Origin of the sequence: Caulobacter endophyticus (assembly GCF_003116815.1) — a bacterium.
Lineage (GTDB): Bacteria > Pseudomonadota > Alphaproteobacteria > Caulobacterales > Caulobacteraceae > Caulobacter > Caulobacter endophyticus.
Window position 1 is genome coordinate 13650 of record NZ_QDKQ01000066.1, and the last position, 19629, is coordinate 33278.

Annotated in this window: 16 protein-coding genes; 9 read left to right on the plus strand and 7 right to left on the minus strand. The window is 70.2% G+C overall.

The features are described 5' to 3' along the window. The first annotated feature begins 108 nt into the window (after window positions 1-108). Together DDF67_RS19840 and DDF67_RS19845 are read left to right on the plus strand one after the other, a co-directional pair. On the plus strand, window positions 109-2229 hold the full coding sequence (locus tag DDF67_RS19840) for a lytic transglycosylase domain-containing protein (protein WP_199229288.1): 2121 nt from the start codon (window positions 109-111) through the stop codon (window positions 2227-2229). Window positions 2230-2291: 62 nt separating this feature from the next. Next, complete coding sequence (locus DDF67_RS19845; RefSeq protein WP_109102562.1) at window positions 2292-2672, plus strand: type II toxin-antitoxin system PemK/MazF family toxin; 381 nt, start codon at window positions 2292-2294, stop codon at window positions 2670-2672. Between the two features lie 134 nt (window positions 2673-2806). Here DDF67_RS19845 and DDF67_RS19850 read toward each other — a convergent pair whose 3' ends face one another. The 3 genes from DDF67_RS19850 to DDF67_RS19860 form a co-directional block, all read right to left on the minus strand. Next, a complete protein-coding gene (locus tag DDF67_RS19850; RefSeq protein ID WP_109102563.1) occupies window positions 2807-3784 on the minus strand; it encodes an alpha/beta hydrolase in 978 nt (325 codons plus the stop codon). A 64-nt stretch (window positions 3785-3848) separates the two neighbouring features. Next, a complete protein-coding gene (locus DDF67_RS19855) occupies window positions 3849-4655 on the minus strand; it encodes a TrmH family RNA methyltransferase (protein ID WP_109102564.1) in 807 nt (268 codons plus the stop codon). Window positions 4656-4673: 18 nt separating this feature from the next. Then, complete coding sequence (locus tag DDF67_RS19860) at window positions 4674-5930, minus strand: MFS transporter (protein ID WP_109102565.1); 1257 nt, start codon at window positions 5928-5930, stop codon at window positions 4674-4676. A 236-nt stretch (window positions 5931-6166) separates the two neighbouring features. Here DDF67_RS19860 and DDF67_RS19865 point away from each other — a divergent pair, with 236 nt between their 5' ends. Then, window positions 6167-7231, plus strand: a complete 1065-nt coding sequence (locus DDF67_RS19865; RefSeq protein WP_109102566.1) for a LacI family DNA-binding transcriptional regulator — start codon at window positions 6167-6169, stop codon at window positions 7229-7231. Window positions 7232-7332: 101 nt separating this feature from the next. On the opposite strand, the gene DDF67_RS19870 is transcribed toward DDF67_RS19865, so the two are convergent. Further along, complete coding sequence (locus DDF67_RS19870; RefSeq protein ID WP_109102567.1) at window positions 7333-8883, minus strand: globin-coupled sensor protein; 1551 nt, start codon at window positions 8881-8883, stop codon at window positions 7333-7335. A 143-nt stretch (window positions 8884-9026) separates the two neighbouring features. After that, window positions 9027-10562, minus strand: coding sequence for a glucan biosynthesis protein G (locus DDF67_RS19875; protein WP_109102568.1), 1536 nt, complete (start codon window positions 10560-10562; stop codon window positions 9027-9029). A 221-nt stretch (window positions 10563-10783) separates the two neighbouring features. Here DDF67_RS19875 and DDF67_RS19880 point away from each other — a divergent pair, with 221 nt between their 5' ends. From DDF67_RS19880 to DDF67_RS19895, 4 genes are read left to right on the plus strand one after another with little or no spacing between them, the layout of a single operon-like run. Next, window positions 10784-11899, plus strand: coding sequence for an MlaE family ABC transporter permease (locus DDF67_RS19880; protein ID WP_109102569.1), 1116 nt, complete (start codon window positions 10784-10786; stop codon window positions 11897-11899). Then, complete coding sequence (locus DDF67_RS19885; protein WP_109102570.1) at window positions 11896-12717, plus strand: ABC transporter ATP-binding protein; 822 nt, start codon at window positions 11896-11898, stop codon at window positions 12715-12717. The genes DDF67_RS19880 and DDF67_RS19885 overlap by 4 nt, the downstream gene beginning before the upstream one ends. Then, window positions 12717-13655 (plus strand): MlaD family protein, encoded by a 939-nt coding sequence (locus tag DDF67_RS19890; protein ID WP_058349766.1) that lies wholly within the window; start codon window positions 12717-12719, stop codon window positions 13653-13655. The genes DDF67_RS19885 and DDF67_RS19890 overlap by 1 nt, the downstream gene beginning before the upstream one ends. Next, a complete protein-coding gene (locus tag DDF67_RS19895; RefSeq protein WP_233247706.1) occupies window positions 13652-14302 on the plus strand; it encodes an ABC-type transport auxiliary lipoprotein family protein in 651 nt (216 codons plus the stop codon). The genes DDF67_RS19890 and DDF67_RS19895 overlap by 4 nt, the downstream gene beginning before the upstream one ends. A gap of 86 nt (window positions 14303-14388) precedes the next feature. On the opposite strand, the gene spbR is transcribed toward DDF67_RS19895, so the two are convergent. Then, window positions 14389-15522, minus strand: coding sequence for a pole-localized protein SpbR (spbR, locus tag DDF67_RS19900; protein WP_109102571.1), 1134 nt, complete (start codon window positions 15520-15522; stop codon window positions 14389-14391). A gap of 157 nt (window positions 15523-15679) precedes the next feature. Here spbR and DDF67_RS19905 point away from each other — a divergent pair, with 157 nt between their 5' ends. Together DDF67_RS19905 and DDF67_RS19910 are read left to right on the plus strand one after the other, a co-directional pair. After that, a complete protein-coding gene (locus tag DDF67_RS19905) occupies window positions 15680-17491 on the plus strand; it encodes an ATP-binding protein (protein WP_109102572.1) in 1812 nt (603 codons plus the stop codon). 64 nt (window positions 17492-17555) lie between these two features. After that, window positions 17556-18722 carry a CaiB/BaiF CoA transferase family protein gene (locus tag DDF67_RS19910; protein ID WP_109102573.1) on the plus strand — a complete coding sequence of 389 codons (1167 nt, stop codon included), beginning with the start codon at window positions 17556-17558 and terminating at the stop codon, window positions 18720-18722. On the opposite strand, the gene DDF67_RS19915 is transcribed toward DDF67_RS19910, so the two are convergent. Next, a complete protein-coding gene (locus DDF67_RS19915) occupies window positions 18719-19594 on the minus strand; it encodes a lytic transglycosylase domain-containing protein (protein ID WP_109102574.1) in 876 nt (291 codons plus the stop codon). The two genes, DDF67_RS19910 and DDF67_RS19915, sit on opposite strands and share 4 nt — an antisense overlap. Window positions 19595-19629: the final 35 nt, after the last annotated feature.

Here is a 19629-nt window from a genome sequence, read left to right on the forward strand (position 1 = left end):
CGATCAACCGGCGAACCGGGCTATACGGCTCATGCGGTCAAAAATCGGCCGCCGGACGCCCTCATCAAGGGCGCGAACCACCGCCTCGGCACTAAAGGAGACCGCGTTTTGGCTTTTGGGATTCGTCGGCTTCTTCTCGGTTGCATCAGCCTGACCCTGGTCGCGAGCGTCGCCGACGCCCAGACCGAGCAGCTGGACGAAGAAGGCCTGCCGAGCGCGCCCCAGCCCTATACCGGCAGCGCCCGTCCCGGCCTGGTCAATACTCCGCCCACCGCCTACGCCGGCACGCTCGGCGAAACCGACGCAGCCAATCTGCGCGCCGCCGTCATGGGCCAGCGCTCGGCCTCGACCGTTCGCGCGGCCATGGCCAGCATCTCCGATCCCCTGGCCCGCAAGATCGCCCTGTGGGCCCTGGCCGACGTCGGCGCCGAGAGCATGAGCTTCTTCGAGCTGGACCAGGCCCGCCGCGACCTCAACGGCTGGCCCCGCAGCTCGCGCCGCGACCTGCCGGCCGAGAAGGCGCTGTCGACCTCGGGCCTGACGCCCGCCCAGACCATCGCCTGGTTCGGCGGCTCCGAGCCCCTGACCGCCGAAGGCGCCATGGCCCTGGCTTCGGCGTACCAGGCTAGCGGCCGCGCCCAGGACGCGACCAACCTCATCCGCCGCTTCTGGCGCGGCAAGACCTTCGAGGCCGACGCCCAGCGCGCCATGCAGGCCCGCTTCGGCGCCATGCTCACCGCCGACGACTACGCCCAGCGCGCCGACATGCTGCTGTACGGACCGCAAGGCCCCGCCGCCCGCGACATGGTCGCCCTGCTGCCCTACGACCAGCAGTCCGTAGCCCAGGCCCGCATCGCCCTGCGCTCCAACGCCTCCAACGCCAACGACCTTGTGGCCGCCCTGTCGCCTGCCCAGCAGGTCTCGCCCGGCGTCGCCTTCGAGCGCGCGGCCTATCTGCGCCGCAAGGGCATGGACGTGATGGCGCTCGATCTGGTGCGTTACTTCCCCGCCCGTCCGCCGTCCGACGACACCGCCGGTCCCATCTGGCGCGAGCGCAAGCAGCTGGTCATGTCGGCCATCAAGAACGGCGACAGCCGCGGGGCCTACGCCGCCGCCAACGCCGGCCTGCCCGGCGGCGCCGATGCGGCCGAGGCCGAGTTCTTCGCCGGCTGGATCGCGCTTTCCCGCCTGAAGGACGCCAACGCCGCGGCCGCCCACTTCGGCCGCATCAACGAGATCGGCGCCTCGCCGATCACCCGCGGCCGCGCCCTCTACTGGCAGGGCCGCGCGGCCGAGGCCCAAGGCGACGTGATTGCCGCCCAGGCCTTCTACGCCGAGGGCGCGCGCCACATCACCACCTTCTACGGCCAGCTGGCCGCCGAGAAGGCCGGGGTCAAGGAAATCCGGCTCGACAAGGATCCGGTGATCACCGCGGCCGACCGCGCCCGCTTCGAGAGCCGCGAACTGATCCGCGCCGCCAAGCTGCTGCGCGATGTCGGCGCCAACGACGCCTTCCGCTCGCTGGTGCTCTATATCGACGACCAGCTGCCCACGGCCCAGGAGCAGGCCCTGCTGGTCGACTTCGCCCGCAACACCGGCGACCAGGACCTGGCCATGCGCGCAGTCCGCACCGCCGCCCAGCGCGGCTTCATCCTGCCCGAGCGCGGCTATCCCCTGCTCGACCACCACTTCACTCCCATTCCGGGCGCGGCCGAGACCGCCTTCGTCTATTCGATCTCGCGCCAGGAGAGCAATTTCGACCCGCGCGCCCGCTCGGGCGTCGGCGCACGCGGCATGATGCAGCTGATGCCGCCCACCGCCGCTGGCGTCGCCCGCAAGCTTGGCGAAAGCCACAGCGTCGATCGCCTGTTCGAGCCCGACTACAACATGCGCCTGGGCTCGGTGTACCTGGGCGACATGATCAACCGCTTCAGCGGCTCCTACATCATGGCCGCGGCGGCCTATAACGCCGGCCCGGGCCGCCCGCCGCAATGGACGGCCCTGTGCGGCGACCCGCGCGGCGCCAGCACCGACCCGCTCGATTTCATCGAGTGCATCCCGTTCAGCGAGACCCGCAACTACGTGATGCGCACGCTGGAGACGACCATGGTCTACCGCGCCCGCCTCAACGGCGGCGTCGCCCCCCTCACCCTCTCGGCCGACCTCAAGCGCGGCGGCTACAGCTACGCCCCGGCGTCTGGGACAATGGCGCCGATCGGGGGGAGGTAGGCGAAGGACTCAACTCAAGTAAAGGTTGATTTCAGCCACCTCGATCGCGTGTACTGAGCCTTATGGCTCTGCTTTACCAGCCGCGGCCCGGCGAGGTCGTCATGTGCGATTTCCAGGGATATGTCGCGCCGGAGATGATCAAGCGTCGGCCCGTGGTCGTGCTTGCCCGTAACCGGCGCAATCGCCAGCTGGTTACGGTGGTGCCGCTATCCACAACAGCGCCCAACCCGCTGGAGGCCTATCATCATCAGTTGGCTCAAAGTCCGCTGCCCAACGCGCAGGGGATCGCCTGCTGGGCCAAATGCGACATGGTGGCCACGGTCTCCCTCGCCCGCCTCGATCGCTGCAAGGCTGGGCGAGGGAAGTATGTGGCGCCCATGCTGCCCACGCCGGATCTGGCCTCGATCCGCGCTGGAGTTGCAATCGCTTTGGGCGTCCCCTAAATTAAGGGTGTTCCCGTAAGGGACTTGTGAGCCTACCCGTCAAAAGGTAGCCGGTGCGGCGAAAGACGATGACAAGTCTCGCCGCTTCCGCGAATGGGGCCGGGAAACCGGCCCTTTGTCATTTTCGCCTCCCCTTAGATCCCCTTCTTCTTCGCATAGGTCTCGAACAGCGTCGGCCAGGCCGCGACCGGCTTGCCGGCGATCGAGCGCAGGCCAAAGCCGTGGCCGCCTTCCTCGAAGACGTGCAGTTCGGCCGGGATCGCCTTGGCCTTCAGGGCCGCGAACATCATCAGGCTGTTTTCCACCGGCACGGCCTTGTCGTCGGCGGCGTGGACCAGGAACACCGGCGGCGTGCGGCCGCCAACGCCCGTCTCGGCCGAATAGGCCTGCACCGCCTCGAAAGACGGAGACGCGCCCAGCAACTGCTTGCGCGAGCCGGCGTGGGTGGTCCCGGCCACCATGGTGATCACCGGATAGATCAGGGCCGACAGGTCCGGGCGAGCCGACAGGTCATCGGCGGCGTCGACACGGTCATAGACCTGGGCCTCGAAGCGGGTGGTCAGGCTGGCCGCCAGATGGCCGCCGGCCGAGAAGCCCATGATGGCGATCCGCTGCTGATCGAACTTCATGCCAGGCGCCCACGAGCGCACCAGGCGCAGGGCCCGCTGGGCGTCCTGCAGCGGCGCGTCGGGCCCCGCGCTCCAGCCGTCGCCCGGCAGTCGGTAGAGCAGCACGAAACAGGTGTAGCCGCGGTCGGCCAGCCACTGGGCGGTCTCGAAGCCTTCCTTGTCCATGACCACCCGCTCGTAGCCGCCGCCGGGGATCAGGATCACCGCCGCGCCGTTGGGCTTGCGCGGGCGGAACAGGCTCAGCGTCGGCTTGCGGGTGTGGGTCACGGCGCGGTCGCGCGGCCCCTTGCCGTCGCTGCGCTCCAGCACCGTCTCCTGAGCCGTCACGCCCGCCGAACCCGGAGGATCGTTCGGCCACAGCGGGCGCACTTCGCTTGGCTCGGGCACGGCCGGCTTGCGCGCGGCGCTGGCCATGCTCGCGGTCGACAGGGCGGTGATCCCTGCCAGCAGGGCGAAGGCGCCCCGGCGGTTCAGTTGCGGCATGACGTTTCTCCCGAACTCTACTGTTGGGCTGGACCTTAAGGCCCTCGGTAACCGGTGGACAAGCTCAGCGGCCGCCGAACTTCAGGTGATGCAGCACGATCCCGCTGGTGGTCGCCACGTTCAGCGAGTCGAAGCCATTGGCCATCGGAATGCCGATCCCCTGCGCCCGCGCGATGACCTCGGCCGACAACCCCGGTCCCTCCGCCCCTAGCAGAGCTGCGGCCCGCGCCGGCGGCTGCAGTTCCGCCAGCGTCCGCCCCGCCGACGGCGTCAGGGCCAGAGGCGTAAAGCCCGCGGCGGCCAGCAGGCCGACCGCGTCCTCGCCCCGGCCGATGTATCCGGTCGGCACGCTCAGGGTCGCACCCACCGAGACGCGGATGGCCTTGCGGTAGAACGGATCGCAGCAGTCGGCGTCCAGCAGCACCGCGTCGGCCCCGAAGGCGGCGGCGTTGCGGAAGATGCCGCCCAGATTGTCATGGTTGGCGATGCCGAACAGGGCCAGCACCACCGCCCGCTCGGGCAAGGTCGCCAGCAGGTCGGCCGCCGGGATCGCCCGCGGCTTGCGCCCCACCGCCAGCACCCCGCGATGCAGGTGGAAGCCGGCCACGGCGTCCAGCACCGCCTGCTTGACCAGATAGACCGGCGTCGCCTCGGGCAGGCCGTCGAACACCTCCGACAGCTTGTCGCTGCGCTTGGGGTCGATCAGCAGCGACTCCACCCGCAGGGGCGCATCGCGCACGAAGGCCCGCAGCACCGTCTCGCCCTCGGCGATGAACCGCCCTTCCCGGCCCACCAGGTCGCGCTCCTTGATGTCGCGATAGGCGGCCACGCGCGGGTCGGCGGGATCGGTGATGGTGATGAACTGCGGCACGGGGGCTCCGCTGAAACTCTAACGCACGCCCCGTATCGGAAGGATCGCCAGACCGCCAGCCATGGCCAGCCCCGCCGCCACCAGGAACAGCGAATGATAGTCCGTGCGGCTGGGCCCCAGGAACCACACCGCCAGCACCGGGGCCAGGGCCTGAGGCAGCGTGTTGGCTAGGTTGATGACCCCCAGGTCCTTGCCGGCGTCGTCCTGCGAGGGCAGCACCTGGCTGACCAGGGCGATGTCGACGGCGTAGTAGCAGCCCGCTCCGCAGCCGAAGACCACGAAGCCGGCCAGCACCACCGCCCAGCCCGGCGTCAGCGAGAAGGTCACCATGGCCGCCGCCAGGATCATCGCCGCTCCGGCCGCGAACAGCTTTCGCCGCCCCAGCCGGTCGCTGAGCATGCCGAACACCATGGCGCAGCCCACATTGGCGACAGTGGCCACCGTGGTCAGCAAGACCAGCCCCTGCTCGGCCCGCTGGCCGGGAAACAGCGCCGGATAGTTCAGCGCGTCCTGCAGGTAGTAGAGCATGTAGCACTGGGTCAGGGTGATCGCGACCAGCACCATGAACCGGCTGACCCAGGCCAGGGCGAAGTCGGGGTGCTTGCGCGGGTCGACCCACAGTCCCTTCAGGAATCCGACGAGGCTGAAGCGCTCGGCGGCGTCGGCGGCGATCGGCGGGTCCTTCAGGCGCAGGGCGAAGGGCGCGATGGCCAGCACCAGCACCACGCTGATCGCCGCGTAGCGCGAGGCCTCCGAGGCCAGGAGGCCGCCGACCAGCACAGCGCCCGCCACCGCCCCGATCGGATGGCCAAGGCTGAGGAACGCCGCCACCCGTCCCTTCTGGGCGTCGGGCACGCGGTCGGGCAGCAGGGCCAGCAGGGCTGCGAACAGCATGTTGAAGGCCAACTGGAAGACGATGACGCCGAGGATCAGCTCCAGCCGGCTGTCGGCCAGCATGATCGCGCCATAGGCCAGCACCGTGCCGACGAGGCCGATCAGCAGCCAGGGCCGCCGGCGGCCAAAGCGCGAGGTCGTCCGGTCGCTGATCGCGCCGGCCAGCAGGTTGGCGATGCTGGCCGTCAGCGCGCCCCAGAACGCCGTCTGGCTCAGCACCAGGGCCTTCTGGGCGGGATCGAGGGCAGCGGCCTTAAGCGGCAGCAGAACCTGGATCAGCGGCATGAAGCTGACGAACGCGCCGATCTGGGCGAAGGTGAAGGCGGCGATGAAACTCGGCCGAACCGGTTGCACCGGCCGGCTGGCGCCGCTCCGCGACATGGCTGCTCCCTGTAACCGACGCGGTCATTTAAAGCCGCCGCGTTCGCCTGCCCGGCGACCTTCGCCGCGCCGTCCACGCCGGGCAAGGGGCCATCGGCGCCCGCCCCCGAGTTTTTTCGTCGCCGCCGGGGTCGCGTTCCGCATGTCAAATGCTCTAGGCTCGGACAAACGGTTGAGTCCGCGTTCGCGGGCTCGATGCGACGATTGAGTTCGAAGGCGGGGGAAGCGGCAAACCGATGGCGTCGGTGACCATCTACGACGTGGCGGCGCGCGCCGAGGTTTCGATCAAGACCGTCTCGCGGGTCATGAACAACGAGCCGAACGTGCGTCCGATGATGCGCGAAAAGGTGCTCGAGGCCGCCCAGGCCCTGGGCTACAGCCCCAACCTGTCGGCGCGCAGCCTGGCCGGCTCCAAGAGCTTCGTCATCGCCGTCTTCGTCGACGCGGCCCTGACCATCGACCATTGGCGCAGCGAGCGCGGCGCCGACTACCTGTCGCGCATCCAGCTGGGCGCCACGCTCCAGTGCCGCGACGCCGGCTACCATCTGCTGGTCGAACTGATCGACCACGAGGCCCCGCAGATCCGCCAGGAGGTCGGCGCCCTGCTGGCCGCCCTCAAGCCCGACGGCGTGATCCTGACCCCGCCCAGCTCCGACAATGCCATCGTGCTGGAGTTGCTGAACAAGGCCGGCACGCCCTATGTGCGCCTGGGTCCCGAGGAGCCCGACGGCCCCGGCCCGCGCGTCCACATGGACAATTTCGCCGCCGCCCGCGACGTTACCGAGCACCTGGCCGCCCTTGGCCACAAGCGCATCGGCTTCGTGGTCGGCGAGCCGCGCCACGGCGCCAGCCAGGCCCGCCGCGCCGGCTACCTCGCCGCCATGGAGGCGCGTGGCCTCTCCGTCGAAGAGGCCTGGATCCGCCAGGGCGACTTCACCTTCCAGTCGGGCCACGACGCGGCCAAGGCCTTGCTGGCCCTGCCCGATCGCCCCACCGCGATCTTCGCCTCCAACGACGACATGGCGCTGGGCGTCCTGGCCGCCGCCGCCGAGGCCGGCGTCCTCGTGCCCGGCGAGGTCTCGGTCGCCGGCTTCGACGACAGCCCCAGCGCCCGCTTCTCCCGCCCGCAGCTGACCACGGTGCGCCAGCCCGTCGTCGAGATGGCCGAACTGGCCACGCGCATGCTGATCAAGGGTCAGGTCAAGGGCGGCGCAGCCGGCGCCATGGCCGAGCCGATCGACGAGCTGCTGCCGTTCGAGCTGATCCACCGCGCGTCCACGGCCCCGCCGCCGGTGGGGTGAGGGCGGGGAGGAGGTTCGGCGGCGCGCCACTATCGGACAGCAAAAGGGCGCAGCCTCGACAGCCGCGCCCCTCTTAAAACCTCAGCGATCTAGAACCGCCCTTACCGCCCCGGCCGCGCGAACGCGGCGACCTTGGCGCGGGCCGCGTGTACCGGGTGCTCCGGCTCGGCGTAGCGCTGGGCCGGCGCGGCCTGAGCCGCCCCGCCGATCCTGAAGCCGCCGACGTGGTTGGCGAGGTCCGCCGCTTCGGCCCGCAGCGCCCGCGTGGCGTCGGTGGAGCGCTGGGCCATGGCGGTGTTGCGCTGGGTGACCTGGTCCAGCTGGCCGACGGCGCTGTTGACCTCGGTCAGGGCGCTGGCCTGCTCGTTGGCCGAGGCGGCGATCTCGTTGACCAGGGTGTCGATGGCGCCGACCTTGTCGACGATGCCGCGCAGGGCGTCGCCGGTCTGGCGCACCAGCTCGACGCCCTCGCCAACCTGGCGGCTGGAGTCGGAGATGAGGCTCTTGATCTCCTTGGCGGCCTCGGCCGAGCGCTGGGCGAGCGCCCGCACTTCTTGCGCGACGACCGCGAAGCCCTTGCCGGCGTCGCCGGCGCGAGCGGCTTCGACACCGGCGTTCAGGGCCAGCAGGTTGGTCTGGAAGGCGATCTCGTCGATCACGCCCAGGATGTGGTTGACCTGGTTGGACGAGCTCTCGATCTGGCTCATGGCCTCGGCGGCGCGGGTGACGACCGCGCCCGAGCGCTGGGCCTCGGTGGCGGCCTCGCCGACGCGCGAGGACACCTCGCGGGCGCTCTGGGCGGTCTTGGCGACGGTCGAGGTCAGTTGTTCGACGGCGGCGGCGGTCTGCTCCAGGGTGGCGGCCTGCTGCTCGCTGCGCATGGCCAGGTCGTCGGCGGCCGAGGCGATCTCGTCGGCGCCCGAGCGGATGCCGCGAGTGGCGCGGTCGACCGCGCCCATGGCTTCGGCCAGGGCGGCGGCGGCCTGGTCGAAGTCGGACTTCAGGCTGACGAACTCGGGCGACAGGGCGCCGTCGACGCGGGCCGACAGGTCGCCGGCCGCCAGGCGCGACAGGGCTTCACCGACAGCGCGCACGGCGTCGGCCTGGCGCTGTTCGGCGCTGGCGCGCTCGGCCTCCAGCTGGTCGCGCTCTTCCTGCAGCAGTTCGAGATAGGTCGAGATGGCCAGGTCCATGTCGAGCATGACGGCCTTGTTCAGCGCCACCAGGCCGTCGGCCAGATCGCCGTCGCTCTTGGCGCTGTTGAACAGGCCCTTGGCGCGCTTTTCGACCATGGCGCGGATCAGCTTCTCGGCCACCAGGGCATAGCCGCCGATGTACCAGCGCGGCTCCAGGCCGATGACGGCGTGGGCCTTGCCGATGCGGGCGACATCGGTCTGGTACTCGGGACCGTAGTCGGCGTTGGCCAGGCGGCGCCAGTGCGAGGACTGCCGCCCCTGGGCGTTGCTGATGTGGGCGTCGCTGGAGAACATCCTGCGCGTCTCGGGATAGGCGCGCACCTGGGCGTAGAACGAATCCAGCGCCCCGTTGATCTCGGCGTCGATGATCGGCTTGGCGGCCCGCAGAGCGGCGCGATCCTTGTGGTCGAAGCGCATGAAGCTCATGCGCTGGTCGAGCTGGTTCTGCGCGCTCATGCCGCCACCCCTGGTCACTGGAAATCCAACGACAAGAGCCGTGACGGGAATTCGTTAACCAAGCTTGAAACCAGGGTGCGACAAGCCATCAGGCGACCACTTAAGTGATCGTCCGCCCACGGATTTCCCCCTCTCCGGCCGGGTCAGGCCGTCCAGAGATAGCGCCAGGTTTCCGAGATCGGCTTGCCGTCGCGGGTCAGGCGCAGGCTGAGCTCGGCCTGCTTGCCGGTCGGCTTGAGGCCGAAGGCCGCCCGCGCAGTGGCCGCGCGGGGATAGGGGGTGATGTTGCTCCAGGTGGTCTCGCCGCCCCTGGCCTCGATATCGAGCTTCACCCCGTCCAGGCCATCGGCCAACATCGGACCCGACAGGTCGATGGTGAACATCCGCAGGCCGTCCTGCGTGTCGGCGCCGGTGCGGGTGCGCACCACCCTGGCCTCGCCGTCGCCCAGGCGCTCGACGCCCCAGTGCAGGCGGTAGGACAGGTCCACGCGCGAGCCGGCCTCCCAGGCCTTCTCAGGACGCCAGAAGACGGCGATGTTGTCGTCGCTCTCCTTGCGGGTGGCCAGTTCGGCCAGCACCACCGCGCCCTTGCCCCAGTCGCCCTGCGGCTCGACCCACAGGCTGGGGCGCAGGTCGTAGCGCGCTTCCAGGTCGCCGTAGTCCTCCAGCCGCCGGGCCCGCTGCACGAGACCGAAGCCTCGCGGGTTCTCGTCCTGGAAGTACGACAGCCGGTGGGCGGTCGGGTTGGTCAGCGGCCGCCAGATCTGCTCTCCGGTCCCGGTCAGCATGGCCAGGCCGTCGCTGTCGTGCACAGCGGTGCGGAAGTCGTCGCCGCGCGGCCCGTCGGAGACGTTGAACAGGAACATGCTGCTCTGCGCGGCCACGCCCATCTTCGTCATCTTCACGCGCGGGAAGATCGTGGCGGCGACGTCGAAGGTCACCGTCTGGCCTGGGCGGATCGTGAAGCTGTAGGCCCCCGTGCAGCTGGGGCTGTCCATCAGGGCGTGGACCACCACCGTCTCGGCGCCGTCGGCCGGGCGTTCCAGCCAGAAGCGCTCGAAGCTGGGGAACTCCTCGTTGGGCTCGCCCGCGCCGATGGCCAGGCCGCGCGAGGACAGGCCGTAGAACTGGTCGCGACCCAGGCTGCGGAAGTAGCTGGCGCCCTGAAACACGGCGATCTCGTCCAGCTTGTCGGCCCGGTTCAGCGGCCACAGCAGGCGCAGGCCCGAGAAGCCGCCGATGGCCTTGGCCGCGTCGCCGTGCTCGCCCGGCACGTCGAACATCGCCGGGTCGAACGGCACCGGCCGCGCCACGCCGCCCTCGACCTCGTAGATCGGGAACACGCGCGGATAGAGGTAGGCCGGCGGGAAGAACTCGGCGCGGAACGGCGCGGGACGGTCGGCCCACAGGGCGTGCTCGCCGCGGAATCGGATTCGGAAATAGTCGTCGTAGGTGAGCCCGGCGAGGCCCTTGTCGCCGCCGGTGGCCGGGGCGCGATACGGCTTGCGGGCCAGGCTCTGGGCCAGGTCGCGCAGGATTTCGGGCGAAAACGCCTCGCCGTCTCCTGATGTTTTCACGGGCGCGGGTTGCGCCGCAACAAGCCGAGGCAGCATGGCCATCAGCGCTCCGAGAGACAGCGTGCCCAGCGCGCCGCGCCGGCTGACAGAAGCAAATTCCATGCGGCCCTTCTATGCCGCGCGCACGGGCGACGCTACAAACCACGCGTTGGATTATCGCCAGTTGACGGCGTCTTTGCGGCGGCGCCGCATAATGCTGCAAGCCGAGTTGTCCGTGTTCCGCCACGATCATGACGCAACAAGCTGCGCCTTGAAGCGTTTGAGCCGGCGACACTGTCCCTGCTAGGCTGGGCGTTCGTTGTAACGAGGGGTAAGCGCAGTAGATGGGCGTGCCGGCTGAATTCACCCTGGACGACAAGGACGGCGGCAAGTCCGTCGTGCTTTCCGGGGACTGGACGGCGCGCGGCATGGCCGACGCGGGTCTGCGCCTGGCCGAGGCCATGAAGGGCTCTGAGTCGTTCGACCTCGACCTCACCGGCATGAACCGCTGCGACACGGCCGGGGCCTACGCCATCATCCGCGCCGCCGACGGCCGGCTGACCGCCGGCAACATCAAGGCCCGTCCCCAGACCATCCGCCTGCTGGAGCTGGTCGGCGAGGCCACCCAGGCCGAATGCCCGCCCGACCATCGACTGCACGGCTTCGTGGCCTTGCTCGACCGCATCGGCCGGGGCCTGTTCGACCTGCTGCGCGACGGCTACGGCACGCTGATCTTCCTGGGCCACCTGCTGACCGCCCTGGCCCGCTGCGCCATCAACCCGCGCAAGATCCGCTGGGCCCCGATCGTCTCGCTGGCCGAGCGCGCGGGCCTGGACGCCATGCCGATCGTGGCCACCACCACCTTCTTCATCGGCGCGGTCGTGGCCCTCTTGGGCGCCAACCTGCTGACCGACTTCGGCGCCCAGGTGTTCAGCGTCGAACTGGTCGGCGTGTCGGTGCTGCGCGAGTTCAACATCCTGATCACCGCCATCCTGCTGGCCGGCCGCTCGGCCTCCAGCTTCGCGGCCGAGATCGGCTCGATGAAGATGAACCAGGAGATCGACGCCATGCAGGTGATCGGCGTCGATCCCTACGAGGCGCTGATCCTGCCCCGCTTCGCCGCCCTGCTGCTGACCATCCCGCTGCTGACCTTCGTGGCCACCCTGGCGGGCCTGGCCGGCGGCATGGTCGTGGTATGGGTCGCGCTGGACCTGTCGCCCGGCTTCTTCCTGCAGCGGATGAGCGACTATGTCGGCGTCACCCACTTCTGGATCGGCATGTCCAAGGCCCCGGTGATGGCCATGGTCATCGCCGCCATCGGCTGCCGCCAGGGCATGGAGGTCGGCAACGACGTCGAGTCGCTGGGCCGCCGCGTCACCGCCGCCGTCGTCCACGCGATCTTCGCCATCATCTTCATCGATGCGGTCTTCGCCCTGCTCTACATGGAGCTCGAAGTATGACGGCCGCCGCTTCCCACGCCGCTGCGCCCGCTGCGGCCGAAGCCGCCCCGCCCATCCAGGTCGACGGCCTGGTCTCACGCTTCGGCGACAACGTCGTGCATGACCACCTCGACCTCACCGTCGAGCGCGGCGAGGTGCTGGGCGTCGTCGGCGGCTCAGGCACCGGCAAGTCGGTGCTGCTCAACAGCATCATCGGCCTGAAGAACCCCGACGGCGGCGTCATCCGCCTGTTCGGCGAGGACATGCAGGAGGCCTCGCGCCGCAAGTGGACAGCGCTGGAGCGCCGCTGGGGCGTGTTGTTCCAGCAGGGCGCGCTGTTCTCGAACCTGACCGTGCGCGAGAACGTCGCCGCGCCGCTGTTCGAGCACACCCGCCTGCCCAAGAGCGAGGTCATGGAGCTGGCCGACCTGAAGATCGCCCTCACCGGCCTGCCACCGCGCGCGGGGGCCCTCAAGCCGGCGGAGCTGTCGGGCGGCATGCGCAAGCGTGCGGGCCTGGCCCGCGCCCTGGCGCTGGACCCCGAACTTCTGTTTCTCGACGAACCCACCGCCGGCCTCGACCCGATCGGCGCGGCGGCCTTCGACGAGCTGATCAAGGACCTGTCCGACAGCCTCGACCTGACGGTGTTCATGATCACCCACGACCTGGACAGCCTCTACGCCATCACCGACCGCGTCGCGGTGCTGGCCGACAAGAAGGTGATCGCCCAGGCCCCGGTCACGGAGCTCGAACACTCCGACCATCCCTGGATCAAGGAATACTTCCTGGGCCCGCGCGGACGCGCGGCCGGGAAAGGTGCTACGGCGAGGAGCCGCTGATGGAAAGAAACGCCAACTACGCCCTCGTCGGCGCGGCCTGCCTGATCCTGTTCATGGGTCTGGTGGTGTTCGTGGTCTGGCTGGCCAAGCTGCAGTTCAACAAGGACTACGACCTTTACGACGTGCTGTTCGTCGGCGCCGTGCGGGGCCTGTCGGAAGGCGGCGAGGTCCACTTCAACGGCATCAAGGTCGGCGAGGTCACCAAGATCGAGCTCGACAAGAGCGACCCCAACCGCGTCATCGCCCGCACCCGCCTGACCTCGGACGTGCCGATCCGCGTCGACAGCTACGCCACGCTGGAGCCGCAGGGCATCACCGGCGTCAACTACATCCAGCTGACCGCCGGCACCTCGACCAAGCCGCTGCTGAAGGACACCGTCAAGAACGGCGAGGTCCCGATCATCCGCAGCCAGCGCAGCGCCCTGTCTGACCTGCTGGAAGGCGGCGGCACGGTGCTCAGCCGCACGATCGAGGCCCTGGACCGCGTCAACCGCGTGCTCTCCGATCGCAACATCAAGACCTTCAGCGCCAGCCTGTCCGACGTCCAGTCGGTCACCGCCGAACTGCGAGAGCGCAAGGAGATCATCGCCGACGCCCAGAAGGCGCTGCAGAGCATCGACGCCACCGCCCAGGAGATCGCCAACCTGTCGCGCTCGACGCAGGGCGTGGTCGACGGCGACGGCCGCAAGGCGATCAAGGACCTCGGCGCGGCCGCAGACGAGATCAAGCTGGCCGCCAAGGACGTGCGCACCATGGTCAGCCGCCTGGAAGGCCCGACCAGCGACTTCGCCTCCACCGGCCTGCCGCAGCTGTCGTCGGCCATCGTCACCCTGCAGTCGGCCGCCGAGTCGCTCGACCGCCTGGTCGGCGAGGTGGAGCAGAACCCGCGCGGCCTGGTGGGCAAGGCCCCGGCCAAGGAAGTGGAGATCAAGCCGTGAGCGCAATCCGGATCAAGACCCTGATCGCCGGCGTCGCAACCGTCGGCCTGGCGCTCAGCCTGTCGGCCTGCATCAGCGTGTTCCCCAAGGCCAAGCCCTCGGGCATGTACCGTTTCGGAACCACGCCGCCGGCTGCATCCAAGGGTCCGCCCGGCGCGATGTTCGGCGTGCTCAAGGCGCCGACCGTCTTCACCCGCCCCTCGGCCGGCGACCGCATCCTGACCACCGCCCCCGGCGGCGAGGCGGCCTATGTCGCCGGCGCCCGCTGGATCGCCCCGGCCAGCGTGCAGTTCGACGAAGCCCTCTCGCGCGCCTTCGACGCCGATCCGGGCCGCGCCCGCCTGATCGGCCGCGGCGAGGTGGCCAAGGCCCAGATGGTGCTGCGCCTGGAGGTCCGCACCTTCGAGGCCGCCTATGTCAACGGCCCCAAGGCTGCGCCGGAGGTGATCGTCCAGGTCCGCGGCGTCCTCAGCCGCACGGGCGACCGCGCCCTGGTCGGCGACCAGATCTTCGAAGCCAAGGTGAAGGCCGCTGACAACCGCGTCGGTCCCATCGTCGCCGCCTTCGATGAAGCCAACGCCAAGGTCATCGGCGACCTGGTGGCCTGGATCAACGCGGCGGGCGCCGGCTTGCCGGCAAGCGAGTAGCGCCGCTTCAAGGCCCTGGAAGCGCCCATGAGGCGCCTGCCCGGTGGGGGGACGTTCTCAGCTGCCGCGATGCAGAAGAAGCGCCCCTACCCCGCCGCGCGGGCCTTGAAGCCCGCCAGGCGGTCCAGCTTGTCCAGCAGGTAGTCGCTCTCGTCGCGCGACACCGCCTGGGAAGAGGTCAGGAAACGCTGCAGCATGTGCTCCTGGAACCGTTCGCGCTCGCCGGGGCGGCCGTCGAATTCCATGCCGTGATAGGCGTCGACCCCGGCACGGAAGGCCGGATAGAGGCGCGACGGCAGTCCCGCCCGCTCATAGACGGCCTTGAGGCCCAGGGCGCCGGCGTCGTGGACCATCAGCCAGGTGCGGTGATGCGGCACGCCGGCCAGCTCCGACAGGCCCCATTCGACGAAGGTCATGTGGCCGTGCGCCAGGGCGCGCAGCAGCAGGGACGGCGTCAGGCGCTGGGCGCGGTGAAGGTGGGCGACGAAGGCCTTGGGATCGGCGGTCCGGCCGGCCTGGTCGACCAGGTCGATCGTGGCCCGCTCCTTGGCCCCGACGATGATCTCCAGCGCCCGCTCGGCCGACAGGGCGTGATTGTCGAGAATGTGCTCGCGCAGCTGGTCGCCGACCATGTCGATCAGGCGCTCGGTCACCGCCAGCGGCAGCACGGCGCGGTAGGCGACCGCCTGCAGCACGGTCTCGGACTTGGCGAACCGGTCCAGCGCCTTCTGCAGGGCCAGATCAGAGAAGCGCGCGTTGTCGTTGGCGCAGACTGCGGCCACGACGTCTTCCGGCGCCTGGTCGACCAGCAGGCCGGTGACCTTGCTCGACAGCTTGGGGCGGCGGGCCACGGCCATCTGGCGCACGGGGCCGCCCAGGCGGATGATCTCGGCCAGGTCCTGGTCGGTGAACACCGGCGAGAAGCTGATCACCGGCAGCGACACGCTCTCCACGTCGCGGGCCAGGCGGTTGGCGACATCGGGCGGCAGCAGCGGCGAGGTCTTCAGCGTCACGGCCAGCGCGCGGCGCACCAGCTCGGCGGCGTCGGCGGCCATCACCCGCAGGATCTCCTGGGCCTGCAGGCGCTCTTCCTCGCTCAGTTCGGCGCGGTCGATCTTGCGGCACAGCCGGTGCGCGGCCAGGGCGCGCTCGTCAGGCGTCGCGCCCTTCACGAGCATGCGGATATCGTCGTTGGTCAGCGCGGCGCGGGTCGTGGCCATGGGCCTGGCCTTCTGCGAATGGACGGTCGAATCAAACAATGTGCGGTTAGGCTTAACGATTGTTTGCCCGCAAAGCCCCCGCATTAACGATACCGCGTAACCCGCCGCAAACCGTGCTCGCCTAGCGTCCTGGCTTAACCGCCCGAGGATTTGATTCTTGTTCGCAGAGCGACGACCCCACGACGTGAAAAGGCCCGGGGCCGACACCGCGCTCGCCCTGGGCGTGCAGGTGGCGCTGCTGCCCTACGCCTTGGCCATCTTCGCCGTCAGCCTGCCTTTCTTCGTCTGGGCGGGCTCGTTCGCGGACAACGCGGTGTGGATGTCGCTGAGCTTCGCGATCTTCGCCATCAACTGGGGCGTGTTCTACGGGATCACCAACTGGCTGAAGACCCCGCAGGCCGAGGACCTTACCAAGCGGCTGCGGCTTCAGGTCGCGGGCGGCCTGCTGTGGGCGCTGGGCGTGATCCAGATGTCGGCCTTCGCCGACGGCGCCGGACCGATCCGCGAGACCCTGCTGCTGCTGGCCGCTGCGGCCGGCATGGTCTGCATCTTCTTCGCCTCACCGGTGCTGCACAGTCTGGTCGTCGTCGCGCCCGTGGCCGCGATCGGCCCGCTGTGGGCGCTGTTCAGCCGTCCCGAGAGCCGCCACACCGGCCTGCTGGCCGCCGGCGGCCTGGCCCTGGCCCTAGCGATGGCCATGATCTTCAACCGCATGCTGCGCCGTCAGCACGCCCTGGCGGTGGCCCATGAGGCCCTGATCGAGGAGCGCATGCTGGTGCTGGAGAGCGCCGAGCGCACCGCCCGCTCCAAGTCCGACATCGTCGCCACCCTCAGCCACGAGATCCGCAACGGCCTGACTGGCGTCACCCACGTGCTGGCCGCCGCCGCCGGCAAGGGCGGTCGCGCAGCCCCTTCGCGCGAGCAGCTGAACGCCGCCCTCGACGCGGCCCAGGACCTGATCTCGGTTCTGAACGCCACGCTCGACGCCGAGACCGCCGAGTCCGGCCGCCTGGCGGTCGAGACCCAGGCCTTCGAGCCGGTTCGCCTCGTGCGCGACCTGGCCCTGCTGGAGCGCCCCCACGCCCTGGCCAAGGGCCTGGAGCTGGCCGTCCACGTCGACGCCTCGCTTGAGAACCGGGCGCTGGGCGCGACCATGGCCGACCCGATGCGCACCCGGCAAATCATCGCCAACCTCGTGGGCAACGCGGTGAAGTACACCGTCCGCGGGCGCGTCGAGGTGCGGATCGAGCCGCGCGGCGACGATCGCATCGCCATCGAGGTCGCCGACACCGGCCCTGGCCTGTCGGCCGATGAGCTGGAGCAGGCGTTCGAGCCCTTCCGCCGCGTCGAGCGCACCGGCGCCGGCGTCAACGGCGCGGGCCTTGGCCTGTCGCTGTCGCGCCAGCTGGCCAAGCTGATGGGCGGCGCGCTGGAGACCAGCAGCGCCCTGGGCGTGGGCAGCTGCTTCACCCTGCTGCTGCCCTACGACGCCGCCTGCCCCTGCCCGCAGGAGCCGGTCGAGGAGACCCTGGCCGCCGCCGACACCGCCCCCGACGTCCAGCGCAGCCTGCGCGTGCTGATCGCCGAGGACGACGCCCTCAACGCGGCCATGCTGCGCGCTATCCTCGAGCAGCTCGGCCACCAGGTGGTGCACGCCCAAAACGGCCGCCGCGCGGTCGACCTGGCCAAGGTCTGCGAGTTCGACCTCGTCATGCTCGACGGCCGCATGCCGGTGCTGGACGGCCCGCAGACCGCCGCCGAGCTGCGCGCCCTGCCCGGCGCGGGCGGCCAGATGCCGATCATCGCCGTCATCGGCGGCGACGCCGACGAGGCCCGCGAGTGCACCGAGGCCGGCGCCGACACCGTGTTGCGCAAGCCGGTCAGCGTGGCGGGCGTCGCCCGCGCCGTCGCCGACGCCGCCGCCCTCACCCGCGCGCCCCGCACCGAGGCCTCGCGCGGCGCGGCCTGATCGGACTTTCCAACGCTCGTTTGAACGCCCATCTTCCTCCCAACGATAAAACGGGAGGAAGCCGATGCTGCGAGACCTCAAGGTCGTCGAACTGGCCACCTACATCGCCGCCCCGGGCGCGGCAGGCATCCTGGCCGACTGGGGCGCCGACGTGGTCAAGGTCGAGTCGCCCGAGGGCGACCCGATGCGTCGCTTCTTCGAGACCATCGGCTCGGACCACGCCGGCAATCCGGTCTTCGAACTCGACAACCGCGGCAAGCGATCGATCGTTCTCGACATTCGCGCGCCGGCGGGCGCCGAAGCGCTCAAGCGCCTCGTGGCCACCGCCGACATCTTCCTGACCAACGTCCGCCCGGCCGCCCTGCGCCGCGCCGGCCTCGACCACGAGACGCTGCGCGCGGCGTTCCCCTCGCTCATCTACTGCAGCCTCACGGGATACGGCCTGACCGGCCCCGACGCCGACAAGCCGGGCATGGACGTCGCGGCCTTCTGGTCGCGCGCCGGTGTCGGCGCCCTGACCGCGCCCAAGGGCGCAGAGCCCTTCCCCATCCGCACAGGCATGGGCGACCACGTCACCTCGCTGGCCACCGTCTCGGCGATCCTGGCGGCCGTTCACGAACGCCATCGGACGGGCGTCGGGCGGCTGGTCGAGACCTCGCTGCTGCGCACCGGCGCCTACGCCATCGGTTCGGACCTGGCCATCCAGCTCCACTTCGGCAAGCTGGCCTCCACCCGCCCCCGCCGCGAGGCCGTGCAGCCGCTGGCCAACTTCTTCCAGACGCAGGACGGCCGCTGGATCTGCCTGCTGGCCCGCCAGGGCGCGACGGACTGGCCCAGGATCGCCGCCGCCGTGGGCCGGCCGGAACTGGTCGACGACCCACGCTTCGCCGGCGCCCGCGCCCGGCGCGAGAACACCGCCGCCCTGGTCGACATCCTCGACGAGGCCTTCGGCGCGATGAACTACGAGACGGCCGCCGCCGCCCTTGATGGCGGCGACATCACCTGGGCGCTATGGCAGACGCCACGCGATCTCGTCACGGATCCCCAGGCGCAAGCCGCCGGCTGCTTCGTCGAGACGCTGGACGGCCGCCGTTCTCCCGCCGCCCCGGCCCGCTTTCCGGGCATCGAGGAACGGCCAAGCACGCCCGCGCCGGCCCTGGGCGCGGACACCGCCGCCGTCCTGGCCGAACTCGGCTATTCGAATGAGGAGATCGAGGCCCTGAAGCCTTAGCGCGCCTTGCCGCCGGCCGAACCGGCGTTGGCGTCCGACAGCATCCTCAGCATCTCGGCCGAGAACAGGCTGTTGGCCACGCGGCTGACGCCGCCGCCGTCGTCCGAGCGATTGCCGCTGAACGCACCGCCGTAGCCCTGCGAGCCGCGCATCACCAGATCGACCACGGCCTTCTGCTGCTCGATACGGTCAAGGCGCCGGCCCGAGGCGTACTGCAGGAAGCCCTCGTCAGTCTGCGGCTCGCGCTCGCGCACCGTGGGCGCGCCGCTGGCGGCGCCGCCGGTCTTGGTCAGGTTCGCATAGACCTCGCCCACCGTGGCGGCGCGGCCTTCGCGATAGAAGATCGAGCGGTTGGCGGCGGCGGCTTCGGGGAACATCGAGGCCGCGCTGGCGCCGGGATTGCGGTTGGCCGCCTCGATCAGGCGAGCCGAGCCCTGAGGACCCAGGAAGTGGGCGGCGTAAAGCTCGCCCGAGGTCGGCGACCGGCCGACCCGGCCGCGAAGATAGGAGGCGTGGTCCGAGGCAAGCTCGCCGGCCATCAGCGAGGCGGCGTGCGGGTCGAGCTTGAGACCGAGCACGGCCTTGCGGGCCTCGTCGCCGGCTACGCGATACCTGCCGTCCGAACCTTGCTGGATCAGGTCGGCATAGCGGGCGTAGCCGTACTTGGCGCCATGCTTCTTCAGCGTGGCCAGCCAGGTCTGGTCGACGAACTGGAAGAGGCCCGAGGCTGAGGAGGTCCGCGCCTTGGCGGCCGGATTGTAGCCGCTCTCGCGCTTGGCTGTGCCCATCAGGAACGTGAAGTCGACACCAGTCGCGTTCGACGCGCGCTGGATCGCCGACTCGACGACGTTGCGGATGGATTGGACGGCCATGGTCTCAATGTCTGAACCAGCGTGGTTAACGCCGT